This window comes from Gracilibacillus boraciitolerans JCM 21714, assembly GCF_000521485.1.
Lineage (GTDB): Bacteria > Bacillota > Bacilli > Bacillales > Amphibacillaceae > Gracilibacillus > Gracilibacillus boraciitolerans.
The window spans coordinates 79,456-93,666 of record NZ_BAVS01000011.1 but is presented as its reverse complement, the minus strand read 5'-3'; the positions used below and the strand labels follow the sequence as shown (position 1 = coordinate 93,666).

Annotated in this window: 12 protein-coding genes and 3 pseudogenes; 6 read left to right on the top strand and 9 right to left on the bottom strand. The window is 34.7% G+C overall.

What is annotated here, in order from left to right:
• From cas1 to JCM21714_RS08990, 7 genes and pseudogenes are all read right to left on the bottom strand, one after another.
• Nucleotides 1–875, bottom strand: an 875-nt coding sequence (cas1, locus tag JCM21714_RS09010) for a type II CRISPR-associated endonuclease Cas1 (RefSeq protein ID WP_035723555.1), incomplete at its 3' end; no start/stop codon positions are given.
• Between the two features lie 16 nt (nt 876–891).
• Nucleotides 892–1,308: a hypothetical protein gene (locus JCM21714_RS20150; protein ID WP_235182730.1), complete on the bottom strand. Its 417-nt coding sequence runs from the start codon at nt 1,306–1,308 to the stop codon at nt 892–894.
• Between the two features lie 77 nt (nt 1,309–1,385).
• Complete coding sequence (gene cas9 / locus JCM21714_RS20145) at nt 1,386–2,705, bottom strand: type II CRISPR RNA-guided endonuclease Cas9 (RefSeq protein ID WP_369403515.1); 1,320 nt, start codon at nt 2,703–2,705, stop codon at nt 1,386–1,388.
• Between the two features lie 61 nt (nt 2,706–2,766).
• Nucleotides 2,767–3,108 (bottom strand): CRISPR-associated endonuclease Cas9 REC1/REC2 domain-containing protein, encoded by a 342-nt coding sequence (locus tag JCM21714_RS20535; RefSeq protein ID WP_235182733.1) that lies wholly within the window; start codon nt 3,106–3,108, stop codon nt 2,767–2,769.
• Nucleotides 3,109–3,125: 17 nt separating this feature from the next.
• Nucleotides 3,126–4,058 carry a type II CRISPR RNA-guided endonuclease Cas9 gene (gene cas9 / locus JCM21714_RS20135; protein ID WP_035723552.1) on the bottom strand — a complete coding sequence of 311 codons (933 nt, stop codon included), beginning with the start codon at nt 4,056–4,058 and terminating at the stop codon, nt 3,126–3,128.
• A gap of 247 nt (nt 4,059–4,305) precedes the next feature.
• Nucleotides 4,306–5,230 (bottom strand): annotated as a pseudogene (locus JCM21714_RS08995) (aldo/keto reductase).
• A 112-nt stretch (nt 5,231–5,342) separates the two neighbouring features.
• Nucleotides 5,343–6,218 carry an ROK family protein gene (locus JCM21714_RS08990; RefSeq protein WP_035723550.1) on the bottom strand — a complete coding sequence of 292 codons (876 nt, stop codon included), beginning with the start codon at nt 6,216–6,218 and terminating at the stop codon, nt 5,343–5,345.
• 250 nt (nt 6,219–6,468) lie between these two features.
• Between JCM21714_RS08990 and JCM21714_RS08985 the strand changes: the two genes are divergently transcribed.
• Together JCM21714_RS08985 and JCM21714_RS08980 are read left to right on the top strand one after the other, a co-directional pair.
• Nucleotides 6,469–6,759: a hypothetical protein gene (locus tag JCM21714_RS08985; RefSeq protein ID WP_035723547.1), complete on the top strand. Its 291-nt coding sequence runs from the start codon at nt 6,469–6,471 to the stop codon at nt 6,757–6,759.
• A 343-nt stretch (nt 6,760–7,102) separates the two neighbouring features.
• A complete protein-coding gene (locus tag JCM21714_RS08980) occupies nt 7,103–8,827 on the top strand; it encodes an ABC transporter ATP-binding protein (RefSeq protein ID WP_035723544.1) in 1,725 nt (574 codons plus the stop codon).
• An 87-nt stretch (nt 8,828–8,914) separates the two neighbouring features.
• On the opposite strand, the gene JCM21714_RS08975 is transcribed toward JCM21714_RS08980, so the two are convergent.
• The gene (locus tag JCM21714_RS08975) at nt 8,915–9,118 is read right to left on the bottom strand and encodes a helix-turn-helix transcriptional regulator (protein ID WP_035723541.1); all 204 of its coding nucleotides are present in this window, start codon (nt 9,116–9,118) and stop codon (nt 8,915–8,917) included.
• Nucleotides 9,099–9,427: pseudogene (gene csaA, locus JCM21714_RS08970) on the bottom strand (chaperone CsaA). Before csaA ends, JCM21714_RS08975 begins: the two are co-directional and overlap by 20 nt.
• A 380-nt stretch (nt 9,428–9,807) precedes the next feature.
• Between csaA and JCM21714_RS08965 the strand changes: the two are divergent.
• The 4 genes and pseudogenes from JCM21714_RS08965 (at nt 9,808) to JCM21714_RS08950 (ending at nt 14,207) form a co-directional block, all read left to right on the top strand.
• Nucleotides 9,808–12,094, top strand: a pseudogene (locus JCM21714_RS08965) (ribonucleoside-diphosphate reductase subunit alpha).
• 59 nt (nt 12,095–12,153) lie between these two features.
• Nucleotides 12,154–13,203 carry a ribonucleotide-diphosphate reductase subunit beta gene (locus JCM21714_RS08960; protein WP_035723538.1) on the top strand — a complete coding sequence of 350 codons (1,050 nt, stop codon included), beginning with the start codon at nt 12,154–12,156 and terminating at the stop codon, nt 13,201–13,203.
• A gap of 82 nt (nt 13,204–13,285) precedes the next feature.
• Nucleotides 13,286–13,630, top strand: coding sequence for a flavodoxin domain-containing protein (locus JCM21714_RS08955; RefSeq protein ID WP_235182728.1), 345 nt, complete (start codon nt 13,286–13,288; stop codon nt 13,628–13,630).
• Between the two features lie 136 nt (nt 13,631–13,766).
• Nucleotides 13,767–14,207 carry a small multi-drug export protein gene (locus tag JCM21714_RS08950; RefSeq protein WP_369403514.1) on the top strand — a complete coding sequence of 147 codons (441 nt, stop codon included), beginning with the start codon at nt 13,767–13,769 and terminating at the stop codon, nt 14,205–14,207.
• Nucleotides 14,208–14,211 lie beyond the last annotated feature (4 nt).

Below are 14,211 nucleotides of genomic sequence, written 5' to 3'. Positions count from 1 at the left end.
GGTAACTTAATCTTCTCCGATTTACCAGTTTCAAAATATTCAATAAAGGAGTCAATCGAAATTTCTATTGCTCTTATAACAGTTTGCATTTTATAGTCGATCAAGACCTTTGCATGCAGTAAGTTAATAAGTTGTATACGATAATTTTTAGTTAGAAAACCTTCCGGTGGATGGTTAATGACAAAATAGTCAATAACTTGACGAAATGGTTCAATAATATCAGATGCTAGATTATGAGGATTCCTTTCCCCTTTATGATAAATACCTAAGCCGGAAATTAGACCTTTTGCCACCACTGTTCGCGCAATTGCCGAATGCGCAATGGCATATCCATAATCCAACGCTGAATTTTCAATATAGTTTTGATTGCTCCTAGTGTAATGTTCGTCAAAGAAACTATTAAAGTAGATTCTTGCAGCTTGTCCTTCTATATTATTTTTATCTCCAGACCTAACTTGACTAGCAAGTTCGTTCATTTTGGCAATTCGATGTTTTTCAATATGGTCTCGTCTCATTACTTCTGCCTGATTGCGTATTTTTCCTTGAATAATTTTCTGCCATAATATACCTTTGTATTCTTTTGTCCAATTCAACTGTTTTAACATTTGTCGATACTGAAGTACGTGACCCGTAACAGGTTGAATTACACATTCTGGCAAGTACTTCTGATTACATAATAATACTAGAATATTATGTTTTGACAACTCAATCATCAGACGACTTGTCAATTTACAAGTGAGATCCTCTATGACAATAGCAAAAATATCACGTAAGGGGGGGATTTTTAATTCGTCATCAGATTTTCTAACCTTCAAATTATCTAATTGCAACGATAACTGATCAACATTGGTAATATGAATGATTCGCCAACCCATTTAATCACCTCTCAGTTTATTTTTGAAAAGTATTCTTCCATTTTTCATTACTAACAATATACTGATTTCCTAATGTATCGGTTGATAATTTATTAAAATCATTGGTATTTCTTGAAATTGTTTTTACAATTCGTTTATTTGCAATACTATGCTTATCGCAATATTCTTTATAATCGAATTCAACTGTATTTAATTCGATACGATTAAGCTTGTCATTATTTACTCCAATCAGCCTGAATTTTTCACTATTTAAAATCAATAAATCATTTTTATATAGGCTGAATTTAAACGTTGCTATAGAACTAATATTCTTTTCATTTAAATTTTTTTCATATGCTTCTTTGCCGAAATAATATTCGTTTTTCCCTTCTTTAAGGTCGTTATAACGTACTGTTACAAATTTATATGCATTATTATCTAGATAAACATCCATTCTAAATGGTTTAATGGATAGATTTACTACTTTTTTATTCTTGACTTTGAACTTATCTGATAGATCATGATATTCGCTCAATTTTTGGCATAATACTTTATGGATTTTATAACAGGTCCATTCCCTTTCTTACTATATTTACGTAAATAATCACCAGTCTCTTTATAAAATTGATGTAAAGGATTTTTTACCTCACTATATTGATCAAATACCTGACGTAACTTTTCAAAAGTTTGTGGATCATGATGATACATTAAAAGATTTTCAGGATGTTTACTTATAATTTTTTCCAACTTATCATTATCTTTGTCATAGATATCTTTAACTTTATTTATTACATATTCCTGATCATCTTTTATTCGGGTAGAGAATAAGGTATCATTCATTAATTGTCTATTCGGTTTCATATCTATCTTATGAGAATACTTGTAGTTGTTATAATTTTTTACAGCTACAATTTTATTCATTTTTTCTGTAAAGGCTGCACTGAATTGATCTTCAGACAATATTTCACCTGTTTCTGAATCAATCATCTTATCATTTGCATAGATAAGATGATCTGCTTTAAATGCTCTCTTATATTCAAAAATATGATTAGCCATTGCTACTATAAGGGCATCTTCTGCATGGTGTTTATAGTCGGCTCCTCGATCTTTTTTAAAATCCCATAATTTTCGAAGATAATTTGTGAATGCACCATTAATGGATTTCACTTTCACAACTTGATCATTTGCTGCGAAAAATTGTTGTAGTGTATTCAATATTTCTCTGGTTGCATACCTTGTATCCACTAAATTCCGATTGATAAAATCTTTTTGAACTGTGAATTTATTAATATCACGTTCTTCTAGTAAATACTCTTTCTTTTTGCGTGATAGTTTTTGTGATGACTTAGCTAGCTGTAAGACATGAGCTTTAAACTTGTCATAACTAACAGTAGTTTTATTAGATTGAAAATATTGAAAAGGGGTTACATTACCTTTCTTTTGGTTCTCTTCATTTCTAACTAAAACCTTATTACTTTGTGAGTCATCAAATGATACCGATCTAGGGATAATATGATCAATTTCATAGTTTTGCGGTTGATTGATTAAATCTTCTATTGGAATAGATTTTAAAGAATACATACACATACCATCTTGTAAATGCCATAATCTTAGCTTATTGAATAATCCTTTTGATGGATTTAAGTCCTTTGATTCTAGTTTGTCACGCACCTGTTTATTAATTGCCTCGTTTCTTTTATTCATGTCCCTTAGAAACTTCTTTTTATCATCACTATTTTTCTCACGAGCTAACTCTATGACAATTTCACTCGGCATTCCATATTTTTTGATGATCGCATTAATTATTCGCACTGTTTGCTTAAATGACCTTTTCACAACTGGTGAAAGGATAAAATCATCAATTTGTTGATATGGAATGTATTTTTTATTTTGATAATCAACGTCTTTTGGCTTAAAACCCCCGTTCTGTTATTAATTGCATTTGATTCTTAGAAGTATGCCAAAGATCAGGTAATATTTGATGGATCATTTTTAAGCTTAAGGAATGCGTTCCAGTATAACTAAGATCACTGATTCGATCCATTTCCTCTTCATTTAAAGGAAGATCAATATTTGCCAATTCCTTTTTTATATCTTTTTTAGTTTGATAAATAGTTGCTACTTCTGCTATTTTATCGAGGACTTTAGGAGAATCTAAGATACTGGGTTTGCTAGTGATTTTTTTTATATCGTGAAAAGAAGTTAAAGTAGTAAATAAAGGTTTTCCTTTCGCATCGACACGAAATCCTTTGATATCATGCTCATCAACGTTTAATTTTTTGCAATCTTTTTTAATGAAATAGATTTATTTTCCTTAAATAACTCATCTATTATTTGTTCTTTTTCTATTTGAGTTATTTTTGTATTTTCTTCCCTATTTAGTGTCAGATTATTTAAATCATTTAATAAGTTAAAAAGTTGTGCAGAATGAGATTCTTTCACAGCTCTTAATTGATCCGGAAAATAACTACATTTCCCCCCCATCATATTTTCATACCATTTTTTGATATCTTGATCCCAACCGTATTCACTGCCGTAACCAGGTCCGTCATAATATTCACGTCTATTACTCAATAGTTCTAGATACTTCTCAATAAATTGATTGGTAACCTTGTGATTATGTAATTGCTGATTTTCCAATATTTTATTTGCTTCTTTTATATAATCAGATGTCTGAAAGCGATTTTGATGACCACGTATTTGACCATCTTCATTCAACCTATCTACTTGAACTTCACAAACGTATTTATTATCAAGAAGTTTTTTATTACGCTTAATTTGTTCATAAGTTGAAAGTTCATTATTAGTAGTACTATCATCATCTGCAACTTCTACATTATGTATCCCTCTTCTTTTTATCAAATGGGTTAACGCTATGGTTAACTCCTCATTTGTAAGCGTTTTCTTTATGCCTTTTGCACGTATATGATATGGAGTCATCTTATAGTTTTCATAATTAACTTGCTCACCCTCCTTCCATATGTCAAATTCATGTAGTAGTTGATACATTCTTTCCAAACGATGATGTCTTCTTCTTAATAATCGTCTGGTACCTCGGTAGCTACGTCTATTTTCATTAAAACTTTTATCGGCTTCAGGAAACAAACGCACTCCTGCATCTATAATATTTTGATTTGGGTCAATTACTCCCCATCCTACCGAACCAATTCCAATATCTAAACCTAACACATATGGTTGATTCATAGATCAAACCTCCTAAATATATTTAGTCCATTATAACCAAAATTAATTAATTTTTCTATGTTTTTTGAAAAAAATACAAAAAAGAACACTTACAATTATATGTAAGTGTTCTTTTTAGACCCTACTGAGTCAATTCCGGCATTAAGCCTTATTTTAGTAGGTTCTGCGTTTTTTGGTAGTAATACAACCCGTCGGTTATATTTGAGACAATTACAATTTATCATTTTCCAGTACTTTTGTCAACCATTTATGGCAATTTATTCCCCCCCGCTACTCGATAAAGCTCATACCATTCTTCACGAGTCAACTTCACTTCGGATGCTTTTGCAATGTCCTGTAAGCGTTCAGGATTCATTGTCCCAACAATGGGTTGCATACGTGCAGGATGACGCAGAAGCCAGGCGATGGCAATAGCGGATTTGTTTGCGCCTTTTTATCAGCAAATTCTTGTAGCTTTTCATTTAATACAGGGAACTCTTCATTATCTACAAAAACCCCCCCTTCAAAAAATCCATGTTGGAATGGAGACCATGCTGAATGGTCATATCGTGCAGGCGACTATAGTCTAAAATTCCACCAGCACGAACAATTGCCGGGTCGTTCTCCATATTTACGTTAAGTCCTGCATCAATCATTGGGGGGGTAAACATCATACTCAATTGTAATTGATTCGCAATTAACTCTTGCTCAACATTTTTCTTTAATAACTCAATTTGCGTTGGATTATGATTACTTACACCAAAATGGCGAACTTTCCCACTTCTTTTTAACTCATTGAAAGCCTCTGCTACTTCTTCAGGCTCTACTAAAGTATCTGGTCTGTGTAATAATAAAATGTCAATGTAATCTGTATGTAATCTTTTTAGACTTCCTTCAACAGAAGCAAGAATATGCTCTTTAGAGAAATCAAAAAAACCATTCCGAATACCACATTTAGTTTGAATAACCATTTTTTCACGAATTGTGGGCTTCATATTGATGGCATCAGCGAAAATTTCTTCTGATTTCCCACCACCATAAATATCTGCATGATCGAACATATCAATTCCTAATTCAAGTGCATTCTCAATGACTCGATTTGCATCCTGTTTCGATAGCTTGTTCATTCGCATACAACCTAGTGCAATTTCACTGACATGTAATCCGCTCTTACCAAGTTCTAGTTTATTCATCTCTATCACCTCAGCATCATTTTAGCACAGTGAGCTTTTGTAAGCGATTAAATTGCTTGTCCATATATTATGCTTTTCTCACACATCGTTACCAAATAAGGTAGGAACAAAACTATTCTTTCATCGCTAAATACAATGCACCTTTAACGCCTGCTTCATCTGTTAATCCTGGGAAAACGATATAATTATCAATTTCTTGTTCTGTTAAATAAGGTGAACTTACATAACCGTTTAACATTTCAAGGACTTTGCGTCGAATCAGAGGAAACAGCTGCTTTTGTTTCATGACACCTCCACCCATAATAATACGTTCAGGAGAAAGGATATAGATATAACTTGTTAATGCTTGGGCCAAATAAAAAGCTTCCATTTCCCATACCTGGTCATCTTCTGCTAGTTCATGGCCTTTTTTACCCCCCCAACGTTTTTCCAGTGAAGGACCGGCTGCAATACCTTCTAAGCAATCACCGTGATATGGGCAAGTTCCTTCATATGTATCATCTGGATGACGACGAACTTTAATATGCCCCATTTCTGAATGTGACAATCCTTTTAATGTTTGACCGTGAAAATAAGCACCTGCTCCAATACCTGTTCCTACTGTAATATATAAACAAGTATCTACATCTGTAGCATTGCCCCCCCATTTCGCTTCAGACATTGCTGCAACATTGACATCTGTATCAATTTTTACTGGAACACCTAATCCTTCCTTTAAGGCTGCACCTAATGGATAATCTACCCAATCTGTTTTCGGTGTTTTTTGTAACTGCCCATATGTTTTACTTGTTTCGTTGATATCAATCGGGCCAAATCCACCAAGTCCTAACCGTTCGATACCCTTATCCTTAAAGAAAGATATTACTTTTGGAACCGTAATATCAGGATGTTCTGTAGGAATCACTTCTTTTTCTAATATTTCTCCTTGATCGTTGCCTACCGCTAAAACAAATTTTGTTCCACCCGCTTCAATTGCACCAAGTTTCATTGCAATAACCTCCCCATATCTTTTGTGATGACAATGGATTGTCATTCATGTCTCTAAGTCGAATTTCCTTAATCGTTTGTTTCATTTTCATAATTTATTTTAGCATAATGAAATAGCTTAATATATCCTTTATCTTTTGTTTTTATCAAAATGCTCCAATTCCTCCAAACAAAACGGCTCTAGTCTAATAAGTCGTATATAATTGGGCAGACTATCACTATCCTATGTTGAAGAGGAGGTGAAATATATAATGGAAGGATTTTGGATACTCGTAATCCTAACAGCCAGTCTCATCATTTTATTAATGCATGCAGGATTGCTGGTAGCACAAATTGCTTTTGCTTTAATAACAATATATTTGATTCCTGCTGTTTTCTTTCTTTACTTGTTTATCATACAACTACTATTCGGATTATGGATATTATACCGAGTTTTTAAAGCAGCAGAGTTTCAAACTACTTTGGAATTGGAGAAAACCAGTCGTATTGCTCAGTATTATACAGCAGAGAGCAGATCGGGCATTAGGAAAAACTTTTTATAATGGGGGTAATTTATAAAGCGAAACTATGATCAGTGGATATTAGTTAGTTTTATTTATTCCGTTATTTGCTTCTTACAGGGAAATCTCCCTGCGCTGATCCTAGTTTTCCTCGTTATTCGCTCCTTACAAGGAAATCTCTCTGACAGTGACTAAGGATTCTCACGTTTATTGTTGATTCTTTTAATTACTGTAATAATGCTGGATTATACATTTTTATTTTTACATATTTTAACAATCATTTTTTCTTCTTCGAATTAATGACAAATAAAGTAATATTGTAAGCTTATCAGCCGAATTCTGTTATAATATGTTAGTTAAAACTATCAAAGGAGCACCGACTAACATGTTAAAGCAATTTTTTTCTTATTATAAGCCACACAGACGATTATTTATCATCGACTTTACAAGTGCTGTGATTGTAGCCATTTTGGAGCTTGCTTTTCCGATCGCTGTGCAATGGCTAATTGATGACTTACTGGGGGATGAAAATTGGAACCTGATTGTAACCGTCATTATTTTATTATTCGCAGTGTATTTATTAAGTACATTTTTACAATATGTCGTTAGTTATCTGGGACATAAGCTAGGAATTAATATTGAGACAGATATGCGGGAGGAATTGTTTACCCATGTCCAACGGCAATCCTTCCGTTTCTTTGACAATACCAAAACTGGTCATATCATGAGCCGCATTACTAATGATCTATTTGACATTGGCGAACTTGCCCATCATGGTCCTGAAGACTTTTTTATTGCGATCATGACATTTACCGGAGCCTTCTGGATCATGTTCACGATTAATCCAACACTTGCCTTAATCGCTTTAGTGATGGTGCCGCTTCTTGTCGCATTAGTGACTTACTGTAATATGGCAATGAATAAAGCCTGGCATCAAATGTATCATAATATCGCAGACGTCAATGCTCGTGTAGAAGATGCGGTATCTGGTGTTAGAGTTGTCCAATCCTTTACAAATGAGGATTTTGAATTAAGTCGTTTTAAAGGAGACAACGGGCGATTTCGCAAGGCAAAAATCAAGGCATATAAAGTAATGGCAGCTACCCATTCAATCATTTACATGATGACTCGCTTTCTTACGTTAATTGTGTTAATTGTAGGGGGGGCATGGTTAAGTATTAATGGAAAACTTACTTATGGAGAATTAGTCAGTTTCGTTTTATATACCAATGTACTGATTAAACCAATCGATAAAATCAGTGCATTACTTGAGCTATATCCTAAAGGGATGGCTGGGTTCAGACGGTTCAGAGAAATTCTATCCAAAGAACCTGAAATTAAAGATCATCCCAATGCTAAATATGTGGACAGACTATACGGTAACATTAAATTTGATAAGGTCGATTTTTCTTATGATGATCAGATGCAAGTACTTAAAAATATTGATTTGGAAATAACACCTGGTGAAACGGTCGCTTTTGTAGGCCCTTCAGGTGCAGGAAAAACAACCATATGTTCCTTGATTCCAAGATTTTATGATGTGAACGGTGGAGCCATTACAATAGATGGTATCGATATTCGTGACATGACCAAAAAATCACTTCGGGACCAAATCGGAATTGTTCAACAAGATGTATTTCTTTTTACTGGAACCGTTCGCGAAAACATTGCGTATGGTAATCATCAAGCATCAGAAAAAGAAATAATCGAAGCTGCTAAGAAAGCACATTTACATGATGTAATAGCCGATTTACCGGATGGCTATGATACCCAAATCGGTGAACGAGGCTTGAAATTATCTGGTGGGCAGAAACAGCGAATGGCAATAGCTAGAACCTTTTTGAAAAATCCACCTATTTTAATTTTAGATGAAGCAACTTCTGCTTTAGATACAGAAACGGAACGAATGATCCAAAGTTCACTCGACCAGTTAGCTGAAAATCGTACCACCCTGGTGATCGCTCACCGCTTAGCTACTATTCGGGATGCAGACCAAGTTATTGTAGTTACCACAGAGGGCATTGCTGAACAAGGAAGTTATCAGGAATTACTCGCTAAAGATGGGGGGGTATTCGCCCGATTGCATAACATACAATATCAACAGAATTAAGATTTATAGTGGTGGAGGACATTTTTATTATTTGTCCTTCCCCCACATTTATAAAAAATTAATCGGTTAACGCCGTGTTAAAAACTCCTACTTATCTTCCCAAAATAAATCATCCAATGTTTTATCCAACGTCTTACAGATCGATATACATAACTGTAAACTTGGGTTGTACTTGCCTTGTTCTATTAATCCAATTGTTTGTCTTGTCACACCTACCTTCTTTGCAAGCTCTTCCTGTGACAAATCATGCTCCACCCTTGCTACTTTTATTTTAAGATATTTTCGTTCCATTTTTCACTTTTTCATCAGTCGTAACAACACGACATCCTCCTCACCCGATATCCCCCCCAATACGAGCACTTCTGATTTAAATCCGGCTATTCGCATCGGAGGGAAATTGACCACTGCTGCAATTTGTCTACCTAACAAAACATCAGCATGATATCTTTTGGTAATTTGTGCAGAAGATTGTTTGACTCCTAAATCACCAAAATCAATTTTTAACTTTATTGCAGGCTTTCTAGCTTCAGGAAAATCCTCCGCATCAATAATCGTTCCAATACGGAGATCCAATTTTGAAAAATCATCAAAAGTTGCCATTCTTAATATTTCACTCCTTATAGAAATTAATTTTTAATTATACGTTTTCTTAAGTTCTATCCACAAAATTTTGCAATTCAGCTATAGTAATTGAAATCACTGATAAAAATAATTCAAAAGTCCTATATAGCAAAAAGCTTATAAATCAACTTTTCTTCGATTCAAGATAGAATGGAAGTCGAATGTTTTGATTGAAAAATAGAGGAATATGATTTAGAATACAACATATAGTAATCACGAAAATCCAAACAACAATATATTGTATTCAAAGGCCAACATTCTAAAGTATGGCTTTCTATCAAAGACAAAAGTTAATATCTATTATAAATGGAAATCCGCTCCTTGTTGAGCGCTTTTATTATGTAAATGGAGGAATTTTGATGACAACAGAAGTTAAATCTATTAAACAATCGGTCATACAGGCTTTACAAGAGGCGGAGGAAAAGTACGGTCTAGATACAACAGATATCCAAAAACGGATCGAAGCATCGACGAAATTAGACAAAGACACAACACAAGAAGCTCTGTTTTATTCTTTAAATCGGATCGCGATGGATCAACCCAACTGGACATTTGTTGCAGCACAGTTTCTTCTTCAACAACTCTATGAAACAGCTGCACAAAACAGAGGATATAAGGCTGATCAACAGTATGGCGAATTTTACCACCTGATTGAAAGCTTAACTAATATAGGGATTTATAACAAAGACATTTTAACACACTATAGTAAAGATGAAATAGACGACCTTCAGTTGGCGATCCAACCAGAACGGGATAACCTTTTTAACTACATAGGATTATTTTTATTAGCTGACAGATATTTAGCCAGAGACCATGATCGTAATCTATATGAGTTACCACAAGAACGATTTATGGTGATCGCCATGACCTTAATGCAAAATGAAGCACCTGAAAAAAGACAAGAACTGGTCAAAGAAGCATACTGGCTTTGAGCCATTTATATATGACAGTCGCTACACCTACGCTTTCTAATGCAGGTAAAAGCTATGGACAATTATCTTCCTGCTTTATCGATACAGTGGACGATTCGTTAGATGGGATCTACTTAAATAACTGGGATATCGCTCGTCTAAGTAAAGATGGCGGTGGAATTGGCATCTATTACGGTAAAGTTCGTGCATTAGGCTCGGATATTAAGAAATTTAAAGGTAATTCTTCAGGTGTTGTGCCATGGATTCGTTTATTGAATGACACTGCCGTAAGCGTGGATCAGTTAGGTCAGCGCCAGGGTGCAGTTGCTATTTATTTAGATGTATTCCATAAAGATATTATGAATGGCTTTTAGATCTAAAAACAAATAATGGTGATGAACGGCGCAAAGCACATGATATTTTCACAGGTGTATCGATTCCTGATTTATTTATGGAGCAATTACAGGAAAAAGATGCGAATGGCAAAAGTGTCGGTGAATGGCATACTTTCTGTCCTCATCAGGTGAAACAAATAATGGATTGGAAAGATGAACATGGCAATCCTCTTGGTTTAGAAGATTTTTATGATGAAAATGATCATAGATATTTCACAGAAAAATATTGGGAAGCTGTTCATCATCCCTTATTGCCAAGAAAAACGTATCGTGCCATGGATATTATGGCTCGTGTGATGGTTGCACAATTAGAAACAGGTACACCATATATGTTTTACCGTGATGAAGTAAATCGTCAAAATCCAAATAAACATAAACGTGGCATTGGAAAAACATCGATCTATTGTAGTAATCTGTGTACGGAAATTGCACAAAACATGTCACCAACTACCATTACGAAAGAATATCAAGACGAGGACGGTAATATCGTAATTGTTCGTAAACCTGGTGATTTTGTAGTTTGTAACTTATCCTCTGTTAATTTACCAAATGCCATAAGATCTGAGGTATTAGATCGTTTAATTTCTATCCAAGTTAGGATGCTCGATAATGTTATTGATTTAAATACCATCAGTGTTGGACAAGCTGAAGTTACCAACAAAAAATATCGTGCTGTAGGCCTTGGTACATTTGGCTGGCACCACTTACTTGCTTTAGAAAATATCCATTGGGAATCAGATGAAGCTGTCGAATTTGCAGACAAAGTATATGAAGATATTGCTTATTACACCATTAAAGCTTCGATGAAACTTTCAAAAGAAAAAGGATCCTACTCCGAATTTGAAGGATCAGAATGGCAAACAGGCACTTATTTTGACAGACGGGACTATCACTCAGATCGCTGGAATCAGTTGCGCCAAGATGTTGCAACATATGGTATTCGAAATGGCTGGTTAATGGCTGTTGCACCAAACTCTTCCACAGCTAAAATTGGCGGGTCAACAGATGGAATTGATCCACTATATGCAGTGGAATATGCGGAAGAAAAGAAAAACTTTAAATTTAAGGTAACAGCACCTGACTTAGATCATGTGACATACAACTATTATCGCCGTGCACGTCACGAATTAGATCAAGTATGGAGTATTAAACAAAATGCAAAACGACAACGTCATATTGATCAGGGTATTAGTTTTAACTTTTATGTACGCCACGATATCAAAGCAAAAGATTTACTGAATTTACATGTTGCTGCATGGGAAAACCGTTTAAAAACGACCTATTACGTTCGCAGCACATCTCAAACCGAAATTGAAGAATGTGAAGCATGCCATAGCTAAAAAACATTTATTATTGATGCGCAGCAATTTTCAACTTTTACTGATGGAGGACGAGTATTATGACAGAAGTAGATCAACCTTTAAAAAAAATTAAACTATTAAATCCTACTTATCCAAATAAAGCAACAGGCATTATTAATGGACAATCTTCTGGTTTACTTAATTGGAACGACATTGCCTATCCACAAATGTATGATTTTTATCAAACATTACTTGCTAATTTTTGGAAGGCTCAAGAGATTAATATGCAAGACGATATCAAACAATGGGATAACTTATCCGAAACGGAAAAGGATATCTTCTTACGCATTAATACTCAGTTAGCATCACTGGATAGTCTGCAGACACCGACGATGACACATGTGATGGATTATGTGACAGATTCTAGTTTTAAAGCAATATTCGCCGTAATTGCACAACAAGAAGCAGTACACAATGAATCTTATTCCTACATTCTAAGTTCATTAGTTCCATTACGTGAACAAAATGAGCGTTTTACTCAGGCGAAAGAAGATCCGATTGTACGCAAACGCAACCAGCTTATTTTAGATAGTTATGAATCATTTCGTGACAATCCAACGCCACAAAAGTTATTTGAACTAGCCATTAATTCGATCAATCTCGAAGGCATCTATTTCTATGCCGGCTTTGCTTTCTTCTATCATTTAGCACGTCAGCAAAAAATGTTAAAGACTAGTACGATGATCAGCTATATCCAACGCGATGAAATGCAACATGCTTATTTCGTATCCCAATTTGTACGAATTCTTTTAACAGAAAATCCTGATCTAAATACAGATGAAAACATTGAATTCGCATATAAAACAATCGATCAAGCCGTTCAATTAGAAAAAGAGTGGGCAGATTACATTTTAAAAGATATCGAGGGCATTGATCTTGATGAGTTCCATGGCTATGTCGAGTATTTGGCAAATAAACGATTCCGTCAAATTGGTCTCGATAATTATTATTCAGAACGGGATAATCCGATGGAATGGATTCATGTCTTTAGTGATGAAATGATGAACGAAACGAAATCCGATTTCTTTGAACAAAAATCTCGAACATATACAAAAGTATCTTCATCTAACGGTTTTGATGAGTTATAAAGTGAGACTTCAATCAGTGGGGGGGGTTTTACGGACGGTTAGCGCCGTGATAAAAGGGAACTTCAAAAGGAGGAGATATCCAATGAAAGCCGCTATTATTTATAGTTCTGTCACTGGTAATACCTCTACCCTTGCGGAAATAATTCATGAAAAAATGGAACAACGGGATATTAAAACAGATTTATTTACCATAGATCAGTTTCAAAATCATTCCTTAAAAGACTATGATATTATTGCAGTGGGAACCTATTCATGGGATAATGGAGATCTTCCACTCGAAATGGAAGAGCTGTTTGAACAATTTGAAACAGAAGATGTAGATCATGTTACTACAGGAGTCTTTGGAACTGGGGGACAGCTTCTATCCTTATTTTTGTGGGGGCTGTTGACTTACTTAAGGATATGCTTTTTGTCCATACTCATTTAGCTGTAACGTTAAAAGTAGAGTTAATGCCTCAAGATGACGATTTAACTCGCTGTGATAAATTTTGCGATCGATTAGTGAGGGAACTAGCCGTTGTCTCATAGAAAAAGTTGATGTTCTTTAAACATCAACTTTTTTCATGAATAATGTGAGGAGAATGTATATGATTATCGAATATTCACTTGTCTTTTTAGGAGCTGCCATTCCCTGGTTTGAAATCGCTCTGGTTATACCACTTGGTATTATCTCCGGTTTAAATCCGATCGCCGTCACTTTGATCGCTTTTATCGGAAACATGGTAACGATATTAGCATTGATAATTGGCTATGATAAATTCAAAACATGGCTCGCTAATAGACAAGAAAACAAAAAATCAAAAAGACAAGAAAGAGCAAGAACAATGTGGAATAAATACGGCCTTCCCGGAATGGTTATGTTAGCCCATCTTCATCGGATCCCATATCGCTGCCTTTATTGGTATGACATTAGGCGCAACCAAGAGAGCAACACTTATCTGGTCTACCTTCAGTCTTGCATTCTGGTCGCTAATTTTTGGTGTTTTTACAGCATTAGGCTTTGATTTT